This window comes from Blautia sp. HCN-1074, from assembly GCF_037890165.1.
Taxonomy (GTDB): domain Bacteria; phylum Bacillota; class Clostridia; order Lachnospirales; family Lachnospiraceae; genus Blautia_A.
Genome location: NZ_JBBKBP010000025.1, coordinates 17,819 through 43,265 on the forward strand (window position 1 = coordinate 17,819; position 25,447 = coordinate 43,265).

Sequence of the window (25,447 nt, forward strand, 5' to 3'; positions counted from 1 at the left end):
ATTGCTTTCGGAATTGTATTTTTGTTAATACAATTATTGAAAACAACCTTTGAAATTCTATCATGATAGCTTATATCTGTCAATAAGAAATTGTGTTTTTGCAATAACTGGTAGGAGGAGTTGATTGAAAAGAGTGAAAGTAGTATTGCAAAAATAAATTACTTATATGAGGAGAGGGTTAAAAATGCTTGAGATTGACGAGACAGAATTAAAGCTGTTGTTAGAGAAAAGAAAAAAATTTATTAATGGCTCAAACTTTGCGGAATTTGGGGAAATTATTTCAGGAATATCGCTTGCAATAACATTGCTTGTGACGGATTGCAGTAAAATAACATTTATGCCATCATTGTATTTTGAACTTATTGTGTGGGCAATTACAGCTTCAATATTAGGGCATGGTATTTACAGACTAATAGTTTCAAAAAAACACTCATATTCCATTAAAAATTTGTATGATGAAGTAGTAGATTTAGATCCTAAAACAGAACATTCGTTTAATATTGTTGTATTTAGAAATATCCATGAAAAGGGAAAGTATTTACTTTTTTACTCCAAACGATGGCAGTGTTGGCTTTTCCCAAACTATAGATGTCAGGATGGGAAGTTTGATGAGAATGCAGAAATTAAACAGATAAAAGCCAATATAAAACGTGATTTAAAAATAACAGATCGAATGAACGTAAAATATATCGGTGAAAAAGAAAGCCGTAAATTTTCATATAGTGATAAGGTAACAAAAAAATTTCAATTTCATTTTTTTGAAATCGACAATGGAATTTTGCCTAATAATAGTGAATCTGTTTTTAAACTTAATGGAAAAAAATATTGTTGGAAGACAATGGATCAGATGTATTCGAATAAGAGCATTATTAAAAAAAACCAGGATGTATTGGATTATGTCAGAGGGAAATGTGATATTAATTAGTTTATGGTAAACTTATACCATTAACTTCTTAGAAATATTGCATTAGAAGTATGATGGAAGATTGAGTAATTAGAAAAACAGATGAAATACTATTAGATGTTTTGGACAAAATGACAACCTACATATAGAGGTGGAGGTATATTTAAGTTGCGGTGCAACGAATAAAGGTGATAGGTTAACTGCACATAGCTAAAGCACAGCAGGAATCGAGTAATTATTAGTGTCACCAAATCCTTCTGTTATACAGGCTGCATAAAAGAAACCGATATGCAACGCTATTGCAATTAAAGTAATATTGACCTAGAATTCCGTGTATTATAGAATGGTATCTGTAAAAAGAAGGCATGAAGAAAGCAGCTTTAAACGGGCTGCTTTTTTTGTGTTTTCTTTTGTCTTTCCTGAGTACCGGCGGAAAAGGAGCTTTCTGGATGGAGCAGAGAAGACAAAAATAAATAAGAACAGGAGGATGTAGACGCGCAGGTTGAAAGCATGGAGGAACAGGAAGAAGCCAGATGGCATCAGCTTTTGAATGCACATCGTACCAGAAAGATTCTGCCTTATTGCGATGAACAGTTCGATGAGTATCGTGATAACAGTGTACAGGAATTCCGGTTTGTCTTAAGTCAGGGAATACGTGAACAGATTTTTTATGCCAGTTTCGTAAAAAACATCGAAAAGCATATAAAATCAAACCATACAATTAATGCCTTGAAACAGGTAATACGTTATCAGGGATATCATTTATAAAGTTGTAAAGTGGTGAAAAAAATATAGAAAAAAGAATTGACAATTGTATTCTACAGTTGTAGAATACAATTAACTTCTACAGATGTAGAAAATAAAATTCTAGGAGAATCCACGATGAAGACAAAATTTATGACACTTATGACGGTAGCAACACTTGGGATTTTTTCAGCGGCAACGGTTATGGCAGCAGGAAATAACGATTTCCATACACAGCCGCCGGCTGGATCTGAATGGGAAAAAGCAGATACTGAAGGTACCTATGCAAGCTATACGAACGGAAATGATTATGTAAATATCTATAAATATTCGCTGGAGGATGTCAAAACAGGGATTGCCAAATGCAATGACACATACGATGCCTGCTATCAGACAATTTATTCAGAGGGAAACAGCCTGTACATGGCAGTGGGATATGCAAAAGATGCAGATGACATCAGTGAAGTCAGAAAATTTGTAGAATATATTTCTTATCCCGGAAATCCTTCGCTTACCAGACAGGAGAACGAAAACCAGACAGATGATTCTTCTGATGATTCTGATAAGGCAACTACAGATACTGCCAGTCAGAAGTCAGGAGGAGATTCAGATATCCTTACTACCTCCCCAATGACATTAGTTGACAGTGATGGAAATACCATTGAGATTAATTACATTCTTCACAAAGATTATTCTTGTGAATATCGTGGAGATGATGGAATGAACTATACCGATAATGGGGATGAAACTTATACCGACGAAAATGGAAATACCTACTCAGCTCTGAATGATGACACTCATCATCTGGGACATACATTGGAGCAGCATGATCTTCAGGATGCAAACGGTAATACTGTGACGGTTACGGAAACTACAAATGGTGATTATTATTTCCAGGACGAAAATGGTACAGGATTTACGGACAACGGAGACGGGACATGGAGTGATGAAAATGGCAACAGTTATACAGAAATAGACTGATAGTGGTTAGTTGCTGTAGGAATGGCAAGGGTATTTGCAAATTGTGCAAAAGCCCTTGCCATTTCCGTGAACCGTGGTAAAATAGAATTATTCCTACATTTGTAGAAAATATGTAACAGGAGGTATGAAAGAGTGAAAAAAACTTACCAGAGACTTCCGGAATCAGAGCTGGATATTATGCTCGTTCTTTGGAATAATACTCCGCCGATGACCAGACCGGAGATTGAGAAAGTGATCAATATGAAGAAAAATCTTGCATCAACAACAATTTTGTCATTGCTGACCAGATTGGAGAACAAAAATTTCGTGGAAGTGACGAAACAGGGAAAAATGAATCTGTATACACCCTTGGTTTCGCAGTCAGATTATCAGGCACATGAAAGCCAGAGTGTTCTTGAGAAGCTTTATGGGAATTCACTAAAAAAGTTTGTAACTTCACTTTATCATGGAAAGAAAATTAGCTCGGAAGAAGTCCAGGATCTCAGTGAATTTCTTAAGAACCTGGAGGACAGGGAGGAATAGCGAATTATGGAGGTTCTTGTTCTGCACATTCTGAAACTGAACATTATTGCAGCAGTAGTAATTTTACTGGTAAAAGTGCTTGCGACTCTGTTTAAAGGACATGTATCAGCGAGATGGAAGTACTTTATCTGGCTGTTGATTACGATAAGCCTTTGTGTTCCGGTACGCCTTCCGGCGAATCTGGCACTGGTGGATTTCAAAGTGCTTAGAAGCAGTCAACAGAATACGCAAAACCCGAAGATAACGGATTACGCAGTCAGACCAGAGGAAAGTCAGAAGATAACAGAAACCGTATCATCTGCGAGCAATGACATGAAAAATCTGACAGAAATCCCGGAACAAAAGAGAACTGTCAGGTATGAATCAGATAAATGGATGGGAATTGTGGCTGTGATTTTTGCTGCCGTCTGGCTGAGCGTAGCGGTACTTAAACTGACAGGAGAATTGCTGGCATATTATTTTTCTATAAGGAATCTGGAACGGATGAGTCTGCAGGTAAGTGATACAGTGAGTATTCAGATGTACCGTGCAGCATGTCAAAAGAAGCACGTACGCAGAAGACCGGAGCTCAGGCAAAACGCAGGTCTTACCACACCGCTTCTTGCGGGACTTTTTCATACAAAATTGTATCTACCAGCAACCGGGTATTCAGCAGAAGAAAGAAAACTTATCTTTTACCATGAACTTACACATTACTGTCATCGGGATCTCTGGTATAAGATGCTCCTTCGAATCTGTGCATCGATATACTGGTTCAATCCCTTTCTTCTTATCATGCTGAAAGAAGCGGATAAGGATATTGAGAATCTGTGTGATACAGCAGTTGTTCGCAGAGTTAATAAAAAAGAACATAAATTATATCGACAGCTGCTTCTCAGGACAGTGGCCATGGAAAATCAGATTCCATATGTGTCAGCAAGTCTTAATGACAGCGAAATGGTGTTTAAAGATCGGATTCTGTATATGGTGAACATTCGGAAGCTTCGCAGAGGAATTCTTCCGGGAATTCTTGTGACGTTGCTGCTTGCAGGCGGTAATCTGGTATTTAATGTTTCTGCCGGGACAGATACAGTTTCAGTAGAGACGGAGAAGTCTGGTATTGAAAAAAATGCAGATCCAGAGAAAAATAATGTACCGGATTACGCACCGTTTTCTGAAATGGTAACTATGCAGAAAGCTGCTGAAACACAGGACGAAGGAGAAGTGACAGAGACTGCAGATACAGAGGATTCTGTAGACGAAGAGGAAAAAACAGATGCGGAAACAAACGATGAACCTGTCATGGAAAACAGCGGACAGGTAAGTGAAACGACCGATGATGGAATTACCTCTGACAATAACGGGTCTGTTTCATCTTATGAGAGTCTGCCAGCAGGCGTACCATATACCAGTGGATTCAGTACTGCCTCCGGTGTAGCATCAATTGTAGCACCGGGTGGAGGAGATGAAGAATCCAGAGTTCTTTACGATAACGGAGATGGGACCTATTCTGATGATTATGGGAGCCGATACAGTTATCAGGGAGATGGAAACTGGGCAGATGCTAATGGCAATTCATATCGTACCTGGAATGACGAAGATTATTATTCCGGAAACCAACTGGAACAGCATGAACTCCAGGGCAGTAACGGTACCGTTACTGTAAAAGAAACAACAAACGGAGATTATTACTATTGTGACGCAGATGGGGTCGGATACACAGACAATGGTGATGGCACCTGGACGGATGAGAATGGGAACATCTATACAGAATAAACAAAGAAGCAGGACAATGGGGATGCTACCCAATGCCCTGCTCCTTTGTTTATTCAAAATGAAGTTTCTTAAATCTTTGAAGCCGCAAAATGCTGCAAGCTCTTTCTTTGATTTTGGTGTTGTGCAAAAAGCCAAAATCTGTTTGGATACCGTTGATGATTCCGGCTCCTGTCTGTCAGCTAGATTTTCCAATGGGATAAATTTACTGGATTTACGCACAAGGCTGTAACATTCGTTGATTAAGATACGGATTAACCAGGTCCGGGCATAGTTATCGTTTTTTAATGTACCGACGTTGGAAAAAGCCTTCACAATTGTATATAGGTAAGAAGTAAGACAGGTGTATAATGTCAACAGAGGGGAAAGATTTATTTCCTCTATTATTAAAAAATAAAGTTTATTTGGGGATATTTTGAAAAACTGTACGTCTAATCTATGTAAATGAAAATTGCCGGCCGGCTAAAGAAGGTGGTGTTAAAGTGACCAAAGAAGAATTAGGGACGTTGATTCTCAATTCAGAGAGACAATTGTATTCTACTGCCAAAACAATTTTAATTAACGATCAAGATTGTGCGGATGCTATTCAGGAAACGATTGTTAAGGCATTTTCAAAGATTGGAACTTTGAGAAATGACAAATATGCCAAGACTTGGTTGATTCGTATATTGATCAATGAGTGTTATACTCTTTTGAGAAAGTCGAGTAAACTTGTTTCTTTGGAAGGGATGAGTGAAATGACAGAAATTGAGACAGATCAGAGAACTGACTACAGCGACTTGTACAGAGCCGTAAATTCTTTGAAGGAAGAATTACGAATGCCAGTTATTCTGTACTATATTGAGGATTTCAACATAAAAGAGATTGCGCAGATTCTTGAGATAACCGAGGGAGCAGTTCAAAAAAGACTTGCCAGAGCACGGGGAAAGCTTAAGCGTAATTTACAGGAAAGTGAGGAGTTGACAGTATGAGGTTAGAAGATATGAAAAAAGATATTCCTGAAACTCCGGAGTTCATCCACACGATGGTCCAAAGCGAAGTGAAAAAACAGCTTCAGGACACGAAGGTGGTTAATATTCAGACAAGGAGAGTGAAAAAATGGACAAGTGCCAGAGTGGCTGTAGCAATAGCCGTATGTGTATTGGCTACATCTACCATAGTCTATGCGGGTACCAAATTATATCATGTATTTTTAGAAAAACAAGGAGCCTACAGTATCGTAACGGGAATTAAGGCGGATGGCAGCACAGGGAAAATTAATCTTCCTGAAAAAATTCATGATATAGATATCTCAGCAGGATATATTCCAGAAGGAATGGAATGGATTGATGAATTTCATCTGGAATATCCTGAGCATGATCGAACCGGAGGATTCAGCTTTGCATCTGTGCTTTTAGACGAGGATGATTTGAGCAAAGTAATGCAAGATAAGAATGTTGTTGACTGTGAGAAACGAACTTTTGGCAATTATGAAGGTGTATATCTTAAATATAATGACCTGGCAGAGGATGGATCTTTTAATCAAAGGATTTACCTTCTTCGCCCAGATGTATATCGTGTAATTACTGTTTATATCGGTGATGATATTTCAAAAGAGGATGCCATTAAAGTGGTAGAAAACCTTGTAATCACTGAAAATGATACAATGATTGAAACCGCTGGTTTGTATACGTGGAGCGAAATGGTATCCCCTGAAGAATCATCGGGAGAAGCAGTGATGACTTCTATTGCAGATAATAAATTGCTAATGCATCAGATTGGTGAAGTGTTTGATATATCAGCATCTGGTGAAGACACAGATGGCAACTATATTGAAAATGATAAAATTTCAGTTTGTGTTGATGCTGTTCAGGTGGAGGACAATCTGCAGCTGCTTGGTCAGAATAATGTGCCGGAAGAATGGACTGATGCAGTTGGAACTGATGGAAATTTAGTAAATAATACGCTGTCTTATATTAAGTCCGGTAATGGCATTGATTCAGTGGATGAGATTGTAAAAACAGAAAGTGTGAAACAAAAGCTCGTCTATGCGACAGTTACTTATACCAATAAGTCAGATGAAGAAATTAACCATATGCTTTATATTGGTACATTGCTGTTGATGGACCATGAAGATGGATCATATCAAATTTACGATCCGACAGAACAGTCCGGAGATGACTACGATCGTGTTATATGGGATGGTGTTGCACGTACAGCTGAAATGACATACAACAGTATATCAGAGGATTATGGAAATGGAGGAAACTATATTTCTTCATTAAAACCTGGTGAGAGTATACAGGTGAATATGGCATGGATCGTAAATGAGAATGACTTGAATAATATGTATCTGAATCTCAACGGTGATGGAGCTGCATATGAGTTTTCAGATTCAATGTTAAAAACAGGATTGGTGGACATATATCAGTAATGAAAATCTTATTATAGAGAAGAGGCTGTCCGTAGTGGACAGCTTCTTTTAGATGCAGCGTTCGGGACGGATTGCTTAAAAACATCATTCCAGATGCTATACTCTATCATTAACCTGCCAAACATCAATCTGGGACAGTTGCAGATAATTCTTGCCGCAGCAGGCTTGCTCTCCGTATTAGCAACGGTTAGCTGTACGCTATTCCTGTCTGCGAAGTTTAAAGATACCTTGACGGTTTTACTGATCTCTATTGTGGTTCTTTTCATGCCGCTTTTTGCTTATGTGGCGATGGGAGCAACATGGTTCTCCACCATACTTCCATCTGCCGGAATTGGTATGCAGAACAATTTCTTTTATCAGCTGGCGAATTTCAACTATCTGCATATCGGTGGAATGAGCTTCTGGACACCGTATGTTATTTTGATCTCGGCAGGAATTGAATTATTTGTGTTTACATTCTTGGCGATTCATTCCTATTGCAGACATCAGGTAGCATAAAAGAAGTTCAAAATAGAATGAATTGATTATCTGCCGCGTGACGGCAAAAGAAAAAAAACCATCGTATAGCAGCCTATTAACACGCCCATTTGAAACGGCGGCTTTGATTTTCAGAGCCAGCGTTTCTTTGTGGCAACACAAACCTATGATGAATTTTCCGGAAATATTGTAGTTAATAGCATTGTTTATGCGTTGAAAATGTCTGAAAAATTGATGATAGTAGAAATATAATATTAAAATAAAAAATAATATAAAAATTGTTTCACTATAGAGAAATATATAGTATAATACAACCATAAGAAGTGATAAAAAAATAACAAGTTGACCTAGCCAAACATAATAAGTTTTACTTTTTTGTTTAGCTTTTTTTATTTGATGGTCATGCTAAGAGTGATTTTGGTGATCCTCAAGGATTTTGGCTCTTAGGGTGCTGCTTCCTGTTTTGGCAATGGGAATTTGTATTCTAAAAGCTATCAAAAACAATGAGAAGAAATAAATTGGAATTTGGAAAGGGGGCACTGCCATGCTGAGAAAGTTGAATTGTTTTTTAAACATCGTTATCGGTTCATTCATAGGAGTTTTCATTGGGTTCGGAATTTATAAGTTTTGGCATTTTAAAACCTATCCAAATCTATATGTCATGCAATCTGCACCGTGGTACACAGAGTTACTGTTGGATGGTGCCTTGGTGGCTGTTGTGGTGGTCGTATGTATTATCCTAAAACTGATTATTTGGAGAAAGTTATAAATTTCTATTTACCTGATTTACGAACAGTTTAAATAGTATTTTATCCAAATGGTTAATGAGCTATTTTTATACCACAAAAAGAGAAACGAAATGTCACATAAATTAAAAGCTGAAGGGAAAACGGCCTATCCGTTTTCAGCATTGGCGGATCCGTCTGCTGATAAGTGGTTTACAAATCAAAAAACGTGGTAAGACTATTTTCATAATTCTGTTCAATTTTGTCTATGTTTTCGAGAATCCTGTTCATGTACAAATGCAACTAAATTAGAGTATAATAAGGGAAACCATTGAAACTGGGTTTCCGTATTGGACATTCCTGTGATGGCAGGAGTGTCCTTTACATATAGCGGTAAATTTTGAAGTAGTTTGCATAGAAGTTCATGAGGTAGTTGACGTATGCTTTAAATCTTTTCATTTCGTTTTCCTCCTTTCTTTATCTTACAAGCACATTATAATATCAGAAGACGTATATTACTTGCCAAATGGGAAGAAAAAGTAGACAAAACTTGCAGGAGATTAATTGGAATGTACTAATCAGAGCATCACAGACATTTGCCTGGATGCAGGATTTGAGGTCTAAAGGAGAAATAGGATGGCATTTATAATCTGTATAGCAGCACTCATAATCATGATGTTTGTATTTACCAAAATGTTGTTAAGTTTTGGCAATAACAGCAGTGCGGCAGTTGAATCTGTTGATGCGACTGTAGTTGAAAAGAAGCAAGGAATCTATACCCATATGCAGTCTGAAGCACATGTACCTTGGTTTCGTGTTGTGTTTGAGATGACGGATGGAAGTTTGATGGAATTTCAAATACAACAGGGAGATTTTCGTGAATTGGAAAAAGGCGATCAAGGTATGCTGACTTATCAGGGGAATCGGTATATATGCTACCCAAAATATAAATTTAAAAGTGAAGCACAGGAGGAAGAAAAATGTTAAGTGAAAGCATTGCAAAGCTGGTACAGTATGGGATTACAACAGGTCTGACACCGGAATGTGAAAGAAACTACACAACAAATCTTCTGCTGGACGTTTTTCATGAGGATGACTATGAGAAACCGGACAACATTGAGGAACCTGTTAATCTTGAAGCAACATTGGGTAAATTGCTGGATGAAGCCGTAAAAAGAGGACTGATCGAAGACAGTATTGTATACCGGGATCTATTTGATACCAAATTAATGAACTGTCTGATGCCGCGTCCGGGCCAGGTGCAAAAAGAGTTCTGGGATAAATATAAAGAAAGCCCAAAGGAAGCAACCGATTATTTTTATAAACTGAGTCAGGACAGCAATTATATCCGCAGATATCGCGTAGAGAAGGATCAAAAGTGGAAGGTAGACAGTCCATACGGTGAGATTGATATTACCATCAATTTGTCCAAACCGGAAAAAGATCCAAAAGCAATTGCCGCGGCAAGGAATGTAAAATCCGGAAGCTATCCGAAATGTCTTCTTTGCCCGGAAAATGAAGGATATGCGGGAAGTGTTAATCATCCGGCAAGGCAGAATCACAGGATTATTCCGATCACGATCAATGATACTCCTTGGGGATTCCAGTATTCTCCGTATGTATATTACAATGAGCATTGTATTGTATTTAATTGCCAGCATACTCCAATGAAAATCGAGAGAAATGCATTCATTAAACTGTTTGATTTTGTAAAACTGTTTCCGCATTATTTCCTTGGATCTAATGCAGATCTGCCGATCGTAGGCGGCTCGATCTTAAGCCATGATCATTTCCAGGGTGGACATTATACATTTGCAATGGCAAAAGCACCAATTGAGCAGCACGTGGTACTTCCGGGATTTGAAGATGTAGAGGCTGGAATTGTAAAATGGCCGTTATCTGTACTTCGTATTCGTCATAAAGATTCTAACCGTTTGGTAGATCTGGCAACACATGTGCTGGAAGTATGGAGAGGTTATACTGACGAAGCAGCATTTATTTATGCTGAAACCAATGGAGAGCCTCATAATACAATTACACCAATTGCACGTAAAGTAGGGGATATCTACGAATTGGATCTGACATTAAGAAACAACATTACAACAGAAGAACATCCGCTGGGGGTGTATCATCCGCATGCAGAATATCATCATATTAAGAAAGAGAATATCGGCCTGATCGAAGTCATGGGCCTTGCAGTTCTTCCGGCCAGATTAAAAGGAGAGATGGAACTTCTGGAAAAGTATATTCTCGAAGGCAAAGATATTTCTTCAAATGAACAGATTGAGAAACATGCAGAGTGGGTTAAGAAGTTCCTTCCGAAATATCCGGAAATCACAAAAGAAAACATCCGTGGCATTCTTCAGAAAGAGATTGGAATCGTATTTACCCATGTTTTGGAAGATGCAGGAGTATACAAATGTACGACCGAGGGAAGAGAAGCATTCATGCGTTTTCTTGAAACATTATAAAAATTGAAATAAAAGGATTCTTTGTACACATTCAGAGTTGTGTGATGCGATAAGAATTTCCAAAGGCTATCGGAAGCAAAAGAGAGGGTATTTTCTTAGGGCTGAAAGTTTTTATAATGTTGCAACGAAGGAAGAAGAATATGCAGATCTCGCACATCCTTTCGCTAAATATCATGAAAAATCACATGGGGGGGAGAGTTTTCTCGCATTGGCACAGAATAATCTGCGTCCAAATGGTTTGTATCTTTTTGACGAGCCGGAAGCTGCATTATCCCCACAGAGACAGCTTACATTGTTGATGCAAATATATAGTTGTGCAAATGAAGAAAAAATATGGAATAATGTGAGTAACAAACTGTTAAGGAATTTTGAGGAGAGCAACGATATGGATTATATTAGAGATAGGAAAAGAACTTTTTCGTTTAGCTTGCACGATAGTCGGATAGTACAGATTGAAATTGATGAAAATAGATTATCTTTAAAGATGGATCGAATATCTCAATATGTTGAGAGTGAAGAAAAATGGTATCCAGGAATAATTGAATTCACAAAGATTGATAAAGAGGAGTGCGATATTATGGTGTTTAACACTCCATATGGGTTCGAGGGCGTGAAATCCTTTTCTGGAAAAGAAATGTCGTTTGAGGAATTTAAAAAGCAATACCCTAATGCAGAGTTTGAAATCGTTACAGAGGGATATTGTGGATACGACACAACTTTTCAGGGGTATATATGGCAAGAAGGAAGTGATCCTCTTTTTGGAATCATGAGAATATGGAATATGGGTGATATGATATATCGAATTTAAGTTTAAACAGCTGAGAAAAGGAAGGTTTGTGTATGGCAAAAATAGAAAGAAGCATAAATGAAGATTTCGATCAGTTACTTTCAAATATCGAAAACGGAATATTAAATAGCAGTATATCAGCAACTTTAGAAGATGCCAGTGATTTTCAAAGTGGGACTGCGCGTTGCAGTGTTCGTATTTTTGAACGTTACAGCTATGCTGGAGGAAACAGAGTGAGTCTCAATATTACACTTTTTCAAAACGGTGAAGATCCTGTTCAACTTTCTGCAATTACGGCAGGAGGAAGCCAGGCTGTGTTTTTCAAAATTAATACATTAGGAGAGGAGGCATTTCTTGATAAGTTGATTGAGCTGCTGGATGTGTAACTTTCTTTTGAAGATAATAAATGCACTGGATTGATTGCAGTATTTTATGGAATCGATATAAATATCAGCAGCCCATCACAGCAGTATATAAGCAGTAAATCTTGAAAAAGGTTTGCTGCTTTTTTTGCGCTCATTCCCCTGTGAGCTTATTTGCTTAAAGGGGAATCTGATCCATATACTTCCAGCATAGACTTGTAATTACCTGGGTCTGTTTGGATAACGTGTTGCTGAGAAGAGTAAAATTTTAAGGAGAAAGGAATATTAATGAACATTATTTTTACATCCGATAAAGAAACATATAAAAATATCAGGCAGGGGACAGAAATATTACTCAGTGAAAGTGACATTTTTACTGAAAATATAGAATTGTCTGTAGAATTTCAGGACAGACCGGAAATGGCGGTAAGTAAGAATGGAAACCAGATCCATGTGATCTGCCGTGAAGCAGCTCATTATTACCGTGCATTAAACTATGTGTTACATCATATGGAAGATAAAACATTCCAGTATCAGGAGCATATTTATTTTGAAAGAAACGGTCTGATGTTGGATTGTTCCAGAAATGCTGTGTTTACAGTTGAAAAAGTGAAATTCCTGATTCGAATACTGGCAAAGCTGGGAATGAACGTGCTTATGCTTTATACAGAAGATACTTACGAAGTAAAGAGTGAACCTTATTTTGGAGCCTATCGTGGAAAATATACCAGAGATGAGATAAAGGAAATTGATACATATGCTGCTATGTTTGGAATAGAACTGGTTCCATGTATTCAAACACTGGCTCATTTGCATAATGCCCTTAAATGGCCGGAAATGAGTAAAATCCGTGATTCCGCTGATATTCTTCAGCCGGATAAGGAAGAAACCTATCAGTTTATTGAAAAACTTCTGATTTCAGTGAAAGAGAATTTTTCTACAAGCAGGGTACATCTTGGAATGGATGAAGCGGTTATGCTGGGTCTGGGAAATTCCCTGAGAGAAAATGGATATAAAGAAGGATCTCTGCTGATCAGGGAACATTGTGAAAGAGTCATGGATATTTGTAAGGCACTGGGGTTAAAACCGATGATATGGAGTGATATGTATATTACTGCAAATACGCGTGGGGGTTATTATGATGTGCCGGAAAATGCTGACTGCTCTCAATGGGAAAAACCGGACAGGAATTTAGGACTGGTATACTGGGATTATTATCATGATGATATCAGGGATTATGAGAAAATGCTGGGTCTCTTTGATTATCATGTAAAGGCATCAAGTACAGATATTAAGGCATATTATCAGGAAATATACAACTGTTTGTCTGAAGATTGTACGAAATCAGCGAAATATGGACTTGTGTTTTCTTTCTACGAAAAGCTGGCAGCTGTACTGTCTGGTAAAGCTGATCTGGGAGTACATATCAAAGATGCCTATGACAGGGAAGAGAAAGAGATACTAAAAGAAATCAGTCAGAATGAAATCCCTGATATCATCTGCAATCTGGAAGAGATGAAACGGATCAGAGAGGAAATCTGGATGACAGATGCAAAGCCATTTGGTTATGAGCTACTTGATGTGAAATTAGGTGGAGTGATCACCAGACTTAAAAGCACAGGACGCCGGATTGATAATTACCTGAATGGAAAGGTTTCCAGGTTGGAAGAACTGGAAGAGACCAGACTTCCATATTTTACTGATGAAATGGATAAGCGTGAAAACCGTTGGGATCGGATTACCAGCGGATGTGATTTAAATGATACAATCTGAACAATATAAATTAGTAACTTCACCTATGCGATGAATCACGATTGGAACGAAAAAACATCCATAAATCAATATTATTCGTTCTATTTTCAGTAACACACTTCGCAATGTGAAAAATAAGTTGCTGAACAGTCATTGCCTATATTATAATGAAGCTATAGCACCTTTTTAAATAATACATTTGAGACAGTTCAACTTTTACGTTCTGTTGAGCCGAATCAATATATATTTAGGTAATTGCGAAACTCGCGGTGCTCGTTCGCAACCTTGAACCAAAACAAGGAAGAATTCGCGCAGAGCACGACTTCTGGAATGAAAAATGGATAATCGGACATTTTAGGCGCACTTTAATAAGCTATGGACTTTATGAAAGTGGTAAGTCCTAAGCTATGAGTGGTTTTATGCTTCGAATATATTCGTGGTGGTTGATCTTATCTGTGAGAACAACAGTAATAAGTTGTGTGATCCCGGCAAGAATCAGATCAGCATGCAGAGTCTTCTCATTTTGGGTTCGGCGTCCTGCAATACAGAGATTGTCTTTGATGTGGTTGATATCTCTTTCGACAACAGTCCTGATTTTATAGGTATCATCCCATTTTTCGGTGCCGCGGATCGTTCCGGGATAAGAACGAAGATCCTTTTCCGGGTAGATGTAGACCATCCGCCCACATTTAGAAGAAGTACAAGGGTTGTCACAGAAACAATGACGATGGGATTTTTGAGTTGATTTATCATAAATCCATTTCATTCTTGGACAGACAAATTTATATCTTGTTACTCCACTGCGAAGTTTGGAAGTGCCTTCGTACTTCATTTGTAAAGAAGGATCATGGGGACAACACGGAATACCATCTTCATTGATGGAATAATCCAGATTTTCAAGTCCGGATCTTGCATTCAGCGGAATATAAGCTTTCGAGAAATGTTTGTCATTACCAAAAGTGTTACCGGTAAGAAGTCTCTTATAGAGCTGTGCGGTATCGAAAGCAGCATCACCCAGGAAGGTTTTTGGATTAATCAAAGGATGCTTGGAAAAGAAGTCCTTAAGTGTCGGGATTAAAAGCTTTGGATCATGAACACATTTATCTTCGTCAGGGGAATCGGGTTTCTTTTCAACAACGATATCAGGATGTGAAGCCATAAAGTTTTTGTTATAAAAAGATATGTGGCGGATGATGCCCAATCCGTTAGTGACAATGCCGAACTTGAAGACATAGCAAAAATGCCCATTGATATAGAGCTGCTTAATCTCAGGATTAGCAGAAGCATGAGAAGGCATGGAACCATAGGCAGCTTTATAAGGATCATAGGATTTATCAAAGCCCTGAGCTTTCGCGTATGCCTTAAGCTGTTTGATGATCCTGTTAGCATACTTGGGATTATTTTCGGTAACAAATGCTTCTATGCCGGAAGAATCAAAGATGGTCATATCCGCTTTTGCAGAGTCAATCGCCTGACAGATAGGCTCGGTAACATCAACAACGGTGGCTACGGCGATTGACGACAACGCCGCAGATGAAAAATCAGACAAATCAATATAGCAGTTACTTAATATTCGCTGTACTAGTACTGGGCTTAGCAACTGGTTCTACACCAGTGGGTATGTATCAACAGTTGATTGAGTGGCATAAAAAAGGGAATTTTGATTTTTCAAAAATTGCTACTGTAAATCTGGATGAATATAAAGGTTTGTCTCCAGACAATGATCAGAGTTACCGATATTATATGGATCAAAATTTATTGAACCATATAAATATTGAAAAATCCCATGCATATGTTCCAGACGGAATGGATGCAGACAGTGAGCATGCCTGTAAAGAATATGACAAGATAATTTCCATGGTAGGTGGGATTGATTTGTAGCTTCTTGGAATTGGAGGAAATGATCATATTGGATTCAATGAACCTGGAGTAGCATTTTAAAAAGAAACTCATTGTGTAAATCTTACAGAAAGTACTATCAAGGCAAATGCCCGTTTTTTTAAGAGCATGTTTCCTCTATAGCACTGATACGTTATGATCAGCGTGCACAGGGAATAACGGCACAGAATCAGATAGAAAAATGGGTGGATACACATTTTGACGATGCCAGGATGAAACATATTTACCCGAAAGCGAAATCAACACATTAACGAAAAGGAAATTAGGAAATCATATGGAAACAAAATCAGACAGTCGTCTTGGAACGGAAAAGATATTAAAATTGATGCTGCAGCTGGCATTGCCATCTGTATTAGCGCAGATAGTAAATGTTTTATATAATATTATCGACAGAATATATATAGGAAGGATTCCGGGAGTCGGAGCAGCAGCACTGACCGGAGTGGGAGTTACCTTTCCTGTCATTACGATCGTATCTGCATTTGCAGGATTTGCCAATGGAGGAGGAGCACCATTGGCAGCTATTGCTATGGGACAAAGAGACAATAAACGTGCAGAAAAAATTCTTGGGAATTCTACTTTTTTGCTATTAGTATTTTCAGGCGGGCTCATGGCAGTATTTCTGGGATTAAAAAAGCCATTGCTTTATATGTTTGGCGCCAGTGATTATACTATAGAATATGCGGCTTCGTATATAACAGTATATCTTCTGGGAACAGTTTTTGTGGAGCTTGCGGTAGGACTTAATACGTTTATCAGCTGTCAGGGATATGCAAGAACGGCTATGATTTCAGTATTAATCGGTGCAATAGTTAACATTATTCTGGATCCTGTTTTCATTTTTGTTCTGGATATGGGAGTTGTAGGAGCTGCGACAGCAACTGTGATTTCGCAGGCATTAAGTGCGGTCTGGGTGCTGCGTTTCCTGATTTCAGCGAAATCGCAGATCCATCTCCGAATTTCTGATTTGAAGCCAGACGTGAAAATCCTTGGCTCAATACTGGCATTGGGAGTATCTCCGTTTATTATGGCTGCTACGGAGAGTGCGATAACTATTGTAATGAATCATGGATTACAGACGTATGGCGGAGACTTGTATGTTGGATCTATGACAATTTTACAGAGTGTTCTACAGCTGATTTTTGTACCAATCAATGGATTCACAAATGGAGTACAGCCGATTATCAGTTATAATTTTGGCGCAGGACAGTTTGAACGTGTCAAAAAAGCAATAAAAAATATGCTTATTATCACATTTTTGTTTTCTTTTGCATATGTGATGTTTGCAATGATCTGTCCGGGTGTTTTTGCAGGAATGTTTACGAATGATGCGGATTTGATAGATCTGGTAAAGAGAGTTCTGCCGATATATATTATGGGAATGTCTATTTTCGGACTTCAGAGTGGAATACAGAGCTCTTTCCTTGGCCTGGGACAGGCGAAAATTTCTCTGTGTATTGCAATACTTAGAAAAGTAGTGCTGTTAATTCCTTTTGCTGTTATTCTGCCGCATTTCTTTGGTGTTATGGGTGTGTATTATGCAGAGCCAATTGCAGATATCATTTCTGTAGTTACTGCCTGTACGTTATTTTTGTTAAATATCAGAAAAATACTGTCACTGGATACGCTGGCAAAGGTCACACATACAGATGAAAAATAAAGGAATAATAAAATGTCCCTGCGTTACTTACGATGGTAACACAGGGACATTTTGTGTGATGGATAAAGTTTTTATTTACATATTTTCTGAACCAAAAGACAGGTAAAACTATTGTAATGAATGATTTTCTTTAGTTGTTCAATACAGATGGACAAAACCAGTGAAATTGAAAGTAAAACCATTACGATTAACAGAGGGTATTTAAAGCTATAGGTAAAATCATAAAACCATACTTTGCGAATGTAATTGTGTATAATAAAAATATTAGCCGAATATGTTCCAAGGAATATAAGAAGCTGTCGCAAACCAGGAATTATAACTATAAATTCACAGCAAAAAGAAGCAAAAACAACTGGAATTACTGCATCCCAAAATGGATAGAGTATATCCATTAATGGACCCTGTCGTAGAACCATAAGAACAAATAGTAGTAAAAATTCTATGAAAAATTTTACAAGATGGTTCCATTTTTGTGATTTTATGATATCCCAATTCATAATTTTAACAATGGTATTGTTGTAAGCACATGAAACTCCAACTGCAATACATAAAAGATAACGCCAGAAATTATGATTTGGAATAGAAACTGTAAAATTGATGACTGCGATCAGCCCAAGAAAAGGAACAGTCCCTATCTTCCTGATAAGTAAGTAAAAACATGGTACCAGCAGAATGATCACAATTGCCAGACTGTAATACCAATAAGTACCTAAAAAAGTAGGTGTGTGTAAAAGCTGTGCAAGTCCCAGCATATCTAAAATAAAATATGCGATACATACAGGAAATGAAGTTCCATAAATTTCTGCAAAGCGCCCTGGATCATAAAACAAAGCAAAAACGTCTACGAGCAGAAAAACCAAAATAAAACTGGCCAGAAGGCGGATCAGGCGGGAAAGTAATATATTTCTGAGGTCTTTCTGAGTTTGCTCTGCAGAATCAAAATGACAGGAACTTTTTATTTTCCAGGTAATTCCATAGGCACTGATAAATGCAAAAATACATACACAAATCTTGAAAAAGAGAGCAACATAATTCCATATGTTTTCTGGAATGATAAACGTAACGGCCTGACCCTTATAGCGCGCCGGACCTAAAAAACAGTGGTGACAGATCAGCATGACGATGGCAATTCCCTTAAGACAGAGAGATTCCTGACTGCCAAATGCATGAACTGATGAGGTAGTTGATTTTTTCATGATATACTCCAATATATTTTTTATGATATAAAATTTCCAGAGTGTGTTTGAAAAAGGGATGTGAACAGTAATGATGCCAGTGCCCATTTCGTGCCTGATAATAAAAAATCTTTGGCAAACTTATGATAAATCTTGCAAAATGGTATTTCAAACACACACGAATGTATTATATAATATATCTATTTCGTTAGCAATATTGGAATTTCAATATTGTGTATTGGGGCTCCGGTTATCGGGTACGGAGTGAACAGTAACGGGTTCCGTTCTCAGTAACAAATTTAGCACTTGACATTATACCCTACTTTAATGATATGATTAATCGAATTAGAATTTTACAAAGAAAAAAGACGGTTATGAGTAAATTGCGAAAGTAGCTTATAAATATCCGTTTGATAGTAACGAAGAGGAAAACAAGCAGGAGGTTTACACCATGGAAAATAAACTGGAACATTTAAAAGAATATCTGAAAGAACTCGGAAGCGTAGCGGTTGCTTTTTCAAGCGGCGTGGATTCTACTTTTCTGTTAAAGGTAGCGCATGATGTACTTGGGGACAAAGTAATCGCCATTACAGCCCAGTCATGTTCTTTCCCGAAAAGAGAACTGAATGAGGCAAAGGCATTCTGTGAGAAAGAGGGGATCAGGCATGTGATCTGCCAGTCTGAGGAACTGGAGATTGAGGGATTTTCAAAGAATCCTCCGAACAGATGTTATTTATGTAAAAAAGAACTGTTTGAGAAGATTGGCGATATTGCGAAAAAAAATGGGATTGAATATATTGCAGAGGGATCAAATATGGATGATAACGGCGATTACAGACCAGGTCTGATTGCCGTAAAAGAGCTGGGAGTTAAGAGTCCGCTACGTGAGGCGAAACTGACAAAGGCAGAGATTAGAGAATATTCCAAAGAAATGGGGCTTCCGACCTGGGATAAACAGTCATTTGCCTGTCTGTCCTCCAGGTTTGTGTACGGTGAGACTATCAGTGAGGAAAAGCTTGGAATGGTTGAGAAAGCAGAGCAGCTTTTGCTTGACTATGGATTCCATCAGGTACGTGTCCGTATTCACGGTTTACTTGCAAGAATTGAGATCATGCCGGAGGAATTTCCGAAACTTCTGGAAAAAAATGTCCGAGAGGATATTGCAAAGAAATTTAAGGAGTATGGATTTACTTATGTGACCATGGATATTCTGGGATATCGTATGGGAAGTATGAACGAAACACTTGGCGAAAATGATAAAACGACTGCAGATAGCAGCCTTAAGGGTAAAAACGAATGACAGTAAAAGAGAGAATAGCAGCACTTCGTGCACGCATGAAAGAGACAGGAATTGATGCATATCTGATTCCTACAGATGATTTTCATGGTTCAGAATATGTAGGTGAATATTTCAAATGCAGAAAATATATCACAGGATTTACCGGTTCTGCAGGTACTGCGTTGATTATGCAGGATATGGCAGGGTTATGGACGGATGGACGTTATTTTATTCAGGCTGCAAATCAGCTGAAGGGAACAGGAATTACTTTATTTAAAATGGGTGAGCCGGAAGTTCCGACAGTTCATGAATTCCTGAAAAAAAATCTGACACAGGGAATGTGTCTGGGATTTGACGGACGTACTGTCAGTGCAAAAGAGGCAGCAGAATTAGAGAAAATGCTGGATGAAAACGGTGTGTCTCTCAGTGTTGATCATGATCTGGCAGGCGATATATGGGAAAACCGCCCAGTACTTTCCTGTGAACCGGTTACAGAGCTGGATATAAAATGGGCAGGAGAATCCAGAGCTGATAAATGCGCAAGAATCCGCAAAGCAGTGGAGAAAAAGGGTGCAGATTTATTTGTACTGACCTCTCTGGATGATATTGCCTGGCTGTTAAATATACGTGGGGGAGATATCCACTGCTGTCCGGTGGTTCTTTCTTATCTGGTAATGACAAAAACAGAGATCAGACTTTTTGCAAATGAGAAAGCCTTTCAGACAGACGTACTGGAAGCACTGGAAAAAGATGGTGTGACTCTTTTTCCCTATGACAATATCTATGAGTATGTGAAAACATTTAAAAAGGACGAAAAAGTTCTTCTCTGCAAAAAGAAAGTCAACAGTCGTCTGGTTAGTAATATTCCGGCAGACACCCGGATTCTGGATGAAGAAAATCTTACACTTCTTCCCAAGGCGACTAAGAATCCTGTTGAGGTGGAAAATGAACGCATTGCGCATATCAGAGACGGAGCTGCAGTTACAAAGTTCATATATTGGTTAAAGAAAAATGTTGGAAGGATTCCGATCACAGAATTAAGTGCAGCAGAAAAGCTGTATGAATTCCGTTCGGAACAGGAGAATTTCATAGATAACAGTTTTGATCCGATTATTGCCTATGGAAAGCATGCTGCCATTGTACATTATTTTGCAACACCCGAAACAGATATTCCTCTGGAACCAACCGGTTTTCTTCTGGCAGATACAGGAGGACATTATAAAGAGGGAACTACTGATATTACCCGTACTATTGTCATGGGACCCACTTCTGAGGAAGAGAAAAAGTACTTCACAGCAGTTTTGCGGGGAACTCTGAATCTGGGAGCTGCCAGATTTCTTCATGGCTGTACCGGCGTAAATCTGGATATTCTGGCGAGACAGCCACTGTGGGAAATGGGAGAGGATTTTAAGCATGGAACCGGTCATGGAGTAGGGTATCTTCTGAATGTCCATGAAGGACCCAATAGTTTCCGATGGAAAACTGTTCCGGGTGGAAATGCAGTGCTGGAGGAGGGAATGATCACCTCCGATGAGCCGGGATATTACAGAGAGGATGGATTTGGAATCCGTCATGAAAATCTGATGGTCTGCAAAAAAGCTGAAAAAACAGAGTATGGTCAGTTTATGTGCTTTGAATTTCTGACCATGGTACCTTTTGATCTGGATGGAGTGGTGCCGGAACTGATGAGTGTCCGGGAACGTAACCTTCTCAATGATTACCATGCACAGGTATATGAGAAGATTTCTCCGTATTTGAACGAAGAAGAAAAAGAATGGCTGAAAGATGCTACCCGGGCAATCTGATAAAAATAAAAAAACATTTTACAAAATCAAAAAGAGGAACAGCCGTGATGGACAGCTGTTCCTTTTTGATTTATTATCTGGTTTGGTTTATTCAGAAACTTTTGCAAACTGGCTGTTATACAGAGTGTGATAAAAGCCGCCTTTTGCGATCAGTTCATCATGAGTACCCTGCTCAATAATGCTGCCGTCTTTCATAACAAGGATCAGGTCTGCGTTTCGGATCGTAGAGAGGCGGTGAGCTACGATAAAGCTTGTTCTTCCCTCCATCATTCGTTCAAACGCTTCCTGGATCTGTAATTCTGTTCTGGTATCAATACTTGAAGTAGCTTCATCCAGGATCAGCATCGGAGGCAGACAGAGCATAACTCTTGTGATACACAGCAGCTGTTTCTGCCCCTGGCTTAAGCTGTCTTCATTGAGTATGGTGTCCAGTCCTTTGGGAAGTCTCCGGATAAATTCCCAGCTGTGGGTAAGCTTGGCTGCTTCGATGATTTCGGTATCTGTAGCTTCCGGTTTTCCAATGGAGATATTGTCGCGGACAGTTCCGTTTTTGATCCATGTTTCCTGAAGCACCATACCGTAGCTGCTTCTGAGGGAATGGCGGGTAATGTCTCTGATCTGTTTGCCGTCTACGGAAATGGATCCGGCATTTACATCATAGAATCTCATCAGAAGATTGATAAAGGTTGATTTACCGCACCCGGTAGGTCCTACGATGGCAATGCGCATACCTGGTTTTACATGAAGGTTGAAGTTCTCAATCAGTTTCTTTGATTCATCATAATGGAAGCATACATTCTTAATATCTACTTCACCCTTCACATCTTTCAGCGTCTCAGAAGCCTCTGTAACTTCTGGTTCCTCCTCCAGCAGATCAAAGATTCTGCCTGCACAGGCAAGAGCATTCTGAAGTTCTGTAACAACGGAACTGATGTCATTGAATGGCTTCATATACTGATTGGCATAGGAGAGAAGTACGGAAAGACCTCCGACTGTCAGTCTGCCTCCCGGGATAATGAACGCACCCACCAGCGCAACACAGGCATAAATAATATTATTGACAAAACGGGTGGAAGGGTTTGTCAGGCTGCTGTAAAAGACAGCCTTCAGGCTGCATTCCTGTAATTCTTCGTTGACCTTTGCAAAGCGTTCAGAAGATTTTTCCTCATATCCAAAAGCCTGAACCACCTTCTGGTTTCCGATCATCTCTTCAATGAGAGCAGTCTGACGTCCTCTGGTATCGCTCTGCTTACGGAACATCTGGAAGGTATGGGAAGAAATAAATTTGGCCACCAAAAAGCTTACGGGGGTCAGGACAATGACCATCAAAGTAATCCAGAAGTTTTTGGAGAACATGAAGATCAGTGTTCCGATGATGGTTACGATTCCGGAAAAAAGCTGGGTAAATCCAAGCAACATACCATCAGACAGAATATCTGTATCTGCGATAATACGGCTGATGATATCACCGGTACTGTGTCCGTCAAGGTAAGAGAGGGGAAGTACCTGGATGTGTCGGATGGCTTTGGCACGGATATCCTTAACTGTCTGGTAGGTCATGCGGTTATTGATCACATTCATAAGCCATGTGGCAGCAGAAGAGAGGATGACCATTACAAGAATACGTGACAGATAGTACCACATCATTTCGAAGTTTACCTGATGTTGGGCAATGACCTGGTCAATGGCATTTCCGAACAGGATCGGGACATACAGCTGAAGGATAACGGAAACTGCCGCCAGTATGATACTGAGGATTAGCAGGAAACGGTATCTTCCGATAAAACGCAGTACTTTAAAAAAGGTTTCACTGCTTTTGCTCTTAGCAGGATCCTTTACTGTTGATCTGCTCATACAGTCACCTCCTTCATTATATTATCTGCAGATACAGAGGCGTATTTGTCTCTTTCTTCCGGAAACTGTGAGAAATAGATTTCCCGGTAAGTATCACAGGTGCGCAGCAGTTCAGCATGAGTACCCTTACCTGCCAGAGTACCGTTATCAAGGACAAGGATCAGGTCTGCCTGCTGAATGCTGGAGGAACGCTGGGATACCAGAAATGTGGTTACTCTCCAGTCAAGTCTGTTGAGAGACTTACGCAGTGCTGCATCAGTGGCAAAGTCCAGGGCACTGGCACTGTCATCCAGGATCAGGATTTCAGGTTTTTTTACCAGGGCACGGGCAATGGTAAGTCTTTGTTTCTGACCGCCGGAAAGGTTCTTGCCGTTCTGTTCCAGCATAAAATCAAGCTGTCCCGGTTTCCCCTCTACCACCTCTTTTCCCTGTGCTGTGGCAAGTGCCTGCCACAGATCCTCGTCAGAGGCATCTTCCCGCCCCCATTTCAGATTGTCACGGATAGAGCCCTTGAAAAGAGCTGCCTTCTGGGGAACAACGCCGATTCTGGAGCGGAGATCACTTCTGGTGTAATTCTCAATATTCTGACCGTCTAGCAGAACAGTTCCTTTGCTGGCATCATAGAATCTGGAGATCAGATTTACCAGAGTGGTTTTTCCACTTCCGGTACCGCCAATAATACCTATTGTCTGGCCCTTTTTTACAGAAAAACTGATATGGGAAAGACTGGGGGCACCGGCTTTGCTGTACGCAAAGGTTACATCATCGAATACGATGGCATTTTCAGAAAGTGAAGCATCAGCAGTTGCTGTTGCAAGGTCCTTCGATGTCTGAGCAGAATATGTGGAGAAAGACGGGTAGTTCATAGTAGATTTCACTTTCAGGATATCTGCCACACGTCCTGCACATGCTGCGGATTTGTTCAGAGTGATGATCAGGGAGGCAAGCTTGATCAGCTCCACGATCATCTGAGCCATATAGTTATAAAGGGCAACCACCTGTCCCTGCTGCATACCGCCCAGATTTACTTCTACTCCTGCTTTCTGGATCAGGATGACAGTGGCAATATTGATCAGTACGTAAGTGACCGGATTTAACAAAGCGGAAAGCTTTCCTACAAAGAGATTTAACTTTGTCAGCTCCTGATTGCGGGTATCAAATTCTGCAACAGCCTCCTTCTCACGGCAGAATGCACGGATAACGCGGACGCCTGTAAGGTTTTCTCTGGTCAGTCCGGTTACTGTGTCCAGTTTTCCCTGTACCTTTTTGAACAGAGGAATACTGAGAAACATAATAACAAAGACAACCAGAAACAGAAACGGGATCGCAACAGCAAAAACCAGGGCACATTTAAAGTCGATAGTAAATGCCATGACCATGGAACCAAGTACAATAAACGGACTTCGAAGAAGAAGACGAAGTCCCATATTTAATCCGTTCTGAATCTGATTGACATCATCGGTGAGTCTTGTGATAAGAGTATCTGTTCCAAGAGTATCCAGCTCTGTAAAAGACAGACGCTGTATATGGTCATAAACTGCCTGTCTTAATTTAGTGGCAAAGCCTACGCTGGCTTTGGCTGCAAAGAACTGAGCTGTAATGCTGCTGGCAAGACCAAGAGCTGCCATTAAAATAAGAATAAAAAATCTCTGGACAATGTATTTGTTGTCATGGTTTGCGATACCTACGTCAATGATCTGTGCAATGACAATAGGCACGATCAGGTCAAATACAACCTCCAGAAATTTAAAAAATGGCGCCAGGATGCTTTCTTTTTTGTAGTTTTTTAAATAAACTGCCAATGAACGCATTTTAAAAATTCCTTCCTTTCGTAAAAATCTTTCCTATATTATTTCTGCCTTTTTTGAAAAATAATACATTCAAA

At 39.2% G+C, this 25,447-nt stretch carries 19 protein-coding genes and 3 pseudogenes; 18 read left to right on the forward strand and 4 right to left on the reverse strand.

The window, feature by feature from the left end; genetic code table 11:
* The first annotated feature begins 184 nt into the window (after nt 1-184).
* From WKT11_RS16515 to WKT11_RS16580, 14 genes and pseudogenes are all read left to right on the forward strand, one after another.
* Nucleotides 185-925: a hypothetical protein gene (locus WKT11_RS16515; protein ID WP_117846004.1), complete on the forward strand. Its 741-nt coding sequence runs from the start codon at nt 185-187 to the stop codon at nt 923-925.
* 489 nt (nt 926-1,414) lie between these two features.
* On the forward strand, nt 1,415-1,672 hold the full coding sequence (locus WKT11_RS16520; RefSeq protein WP_117846002.1) for a hypothetical protein: 258 nt from the start codon (nt 1,415-1,417) through the stop codon (nt 1,670-1,672).
* A gap of 114 nt (nt 1,673-1,786) precedes the next feature.
* Nucleotides 1,787-2,629, forward strand: a complete 843-nt coding sequence (locus WKT11_RS16525; RefSeq protein ID WP_117846000.1) for a hypothetical protein — start codon at nt 1,787-1,789, stop codon at nt 2,627-2,629.
* Between the two features lie 132 nt (nt 2,630-2,761).
* Nucleotides 2,762-3,151, forward strand: a complete 390-nt coding sequence (locus WKT11_RS16530) for a BlaI/MecI/CopY family transcriptional regulator (RefSeq protein WP_055153430.1) — start codon at nt 2,762-2,764, stop codon at nt 3,149-3,151.
* Nucleotides 3,152-3,157: 6 nt separating this feature from the next.
* Nucleotides 3,158-4,906: a M56 family metallopeptidase gene (locus tag WKT11_RS16535; RefSeq protein ID WP_117845998.1), complete on the forward strand. Its 1,749-nt coding sequence runs from the start codon at nt 3,158-3,160 to the stop codon at nt 4,904-4,906.
* Entirely contained in the window at nt 4,878-5,135 is a 258-nt protein-coding gene (locus WKT11_RS16540) for a hypothetical protein (protein WP_340285216.1), read from the forward strand. Before WKT11_RS16535 ends, WKT11_RS16540 begins: the two co-directional genes overlap by 29 nt.
* A 250-nt stretch (nt 5,136-5,385) precedes the next feature.
* Nucleotides 5,386-5,874, forward strand: a complete 489-nt coding sequence (locus WKT11_RS16545) for a sigma-70 family RNA polymerase sigma factor (protein WP_008703599.1) — start codon at nt 5,386-5,388, stop codon at nt 5,872-5,874.
* Nucleotides 5,871-7,316: a DUF4367 domain-containing protein gene (locus WKT11_RS16550; RefSeq protein ID WP_117845996.1), complete on the forward strand. Its 1,446-nt coding sequence runs from the start codon at nt 5,871-5,873 to the stop codon at nt 7,314-7,316. The genes WKT11_RS16545 and WKT11_RS16550 overlap by 4 nt, the downstream gene beginning before the upstream one ends.
* A gap of 93 nt (nt 7,317-7,409) precedes the next feature.
* A complete protein-coding gene (locus tag WKT11_RS16555; RefSeq protein ID WP_243009947.1) occupies nt 7,410-7,814 on the forward strand; it encodes a hypothetical protein in 405 nt (134 codons plus the stop codon).
* Between the two features lie 1,340 nt (nt 7,815-9,154).
* A complete protein-coding gene (locus WKT11_RS16560) occupies nt 9,155-9,505 on the forward strand; it encodes a DUF2500 domain-containing protein (RefSeq protein WP_117845992.1) in 351 nt (116 codons plus the stop codon).
* Nucleotides 9,499-10,989 (forward strand): UDP-glucose--hexose-1-phosphate uridylyltransferase, encoded by a 1,491-nt coding sequence (gene galT, locus WKT11_RS16565; RefSeq protein ID WP_340285217.1) that lies wholly within the window; start codon nt 9,499-9,501, stop codon nt 10,987-10,989. The genes WKT11_RS16560 and galT overlap by 7 nt, the downstream gene beginning before the upstream one ends.
* 25 nt (nt 10,990-11,014) lie before the next feature.
* Nucleotides 11,015-11,314: pseudogene (locus tag WKT11_RS16570) on the forward strand (AAA family ATPase); the annotation flags it as partial.
* A 515-nt stretch (nt 11,315-11,829) separates the two neighbouring features.
* The gene (locus tag WKT11_RS16575; protein ID WP_019162084.1) at nt 11,830-12,162 is read left to right on the forward strand and encodes a DUF6054 family protein; all 333 of its coding nucleotides are present in this window, start codon (nt 11,830-11,832) and stop codon (nt 12,160-12,162) included.
* A gap of 264 nt (nt 12,163-12,426) precedes the next feature.
* A complete protein-coding gene (locus WKT11_RS16580; RefSeq protein WP_117675356.1) occupies nt 12,427-13,911 on the forward strand; it encodes a family 20 glycosylhydrolase in 1,485 nt (494 codons plus the stop codon).
* Between the two features lie 379 nt (nt 13,912-14,290).
* On the opposite strand, the pseudogene WKT11_RS16585 reads toward WKT11_RS16580, so the two are convergent.
* Nucleotides 14,291-15,391: pseudogene (locus WKT11_RS16585) on the reverse strand (ISNCY family transposase); the annotation flags it as partial.
* A gap of 83 nt (nt 15,392-15,474) precedes the next feature.
* Here WKT11_RS16585 and WKT11_RS16590 point away from each other — a divergent pair.
* Together WKT11_RS16590 and WKT11_RS16595 are read left to right on the forward strand one after the other, a co-directional pair.
* A pseudogene (locus tag WKT11_RS16590) lies at nt 15,475-15,897 on the forward strand (glucosamine-6-phosphate deaminase); the annotation flags it as partial.
* Nucleotides 15,898-16,063: 166 nt separating this feature from the next.
* Nucleotides 16,064-17,449, forward strand: a complete 1,386-nt coding sequence (locus tag WKT11_RS16595) for an MATE family efflux transporter (protein ID WP_117675354.1) — start codon at nt 16,064-16,066, stop codon at nt 17,447-17,449.
* Nucleotides 17,450-17,520: 71 nt separating this feature from the next.
* Here the strand turns inward: WKT11_RS16595 and WKT11_RS16600 are convergent, their stop codons facing one another.
* Nucleotides 17,521-18,645 (reverse strand): acyltransferase family protein, encoded by a 1,125-nt coding sequence (locus tag WKT11_RS16600; RefSeq protein WP_178760739.1) that lies wholly within the window; start codon nt 18,643-18,645, stop codon nt 17,521-17,523.
* Between the two features lie 430 nt (nt 18,646-19,075).
* Between WKT11_RS16600 and larE the strand changes: the two genes are divergently transcribed.
* Together larE and WKT11_RS16610 are read left to right on the forward strand one after the other, a co-directional pair.
* Nucleotides 19,076-19,924 (forward strand): ATP-dependent sacrificial sulfur transferase LarE, encoded by an 849-nt coding sequence (gene larE, locus WKT11_RS16605; RefSeq protein WP_340285218.1) that lies wholly within the window; start codon nt 19,076-19,078, stop codon nt 19,922-19,924.
* Nucleotides 19,921-21,708, forward strand: coding sequence for an aminopeptidase P family protein (locus tag WKT11_RS16610; protein ID WP_340285219.1), 1,788 nt, complete (start codon nt 19,921-19,923; stop codon nt 21,706-21,708). The genes larE and WKT11_RS16610 overlap by 4 nt, the downstream gene beginning before the upstream one ends.
* Before the next feature lie 87 nt (nt 21,709-21,795).
* Here WKT11_RS16610 and WKT11_RS16615 read toward each other — a convergent pair whose 3' ends face one another.
* Together WKT11_RS16615 and WKT11_RS16620 are read right to left on the reverse strand one after the other, a co-directional pair.
* The gene (locus WKT11_RS16615) at nt 21,796-23,562 is read right to left on the reverse strand and encodes an ABC transporter ATP-binding protein (RefSeq protein WP_340285220.1); all 1,767 of its coding nucleotides are present in this window, start codon (nt 23,560-23,562) and stop codon (nt 21,796-21,798) included.
* A complete protein-coding gene (locus WKT11_RS16620) occupies nt 23,559-25,373 on the reverse strand; it encodes an ABC transporter ATP-binding protein (RefSeq protein WP_340285221.1) in 1,815 nt (604 codons plus the stop codon). Before WKT11_RS16620 ends, WKT11_RS16615 begins: the two co-directional genes overlap by 4 nt.
* Between the last annotated feature and the right edge of the window lie 74 nt (nt 25,374-25,447).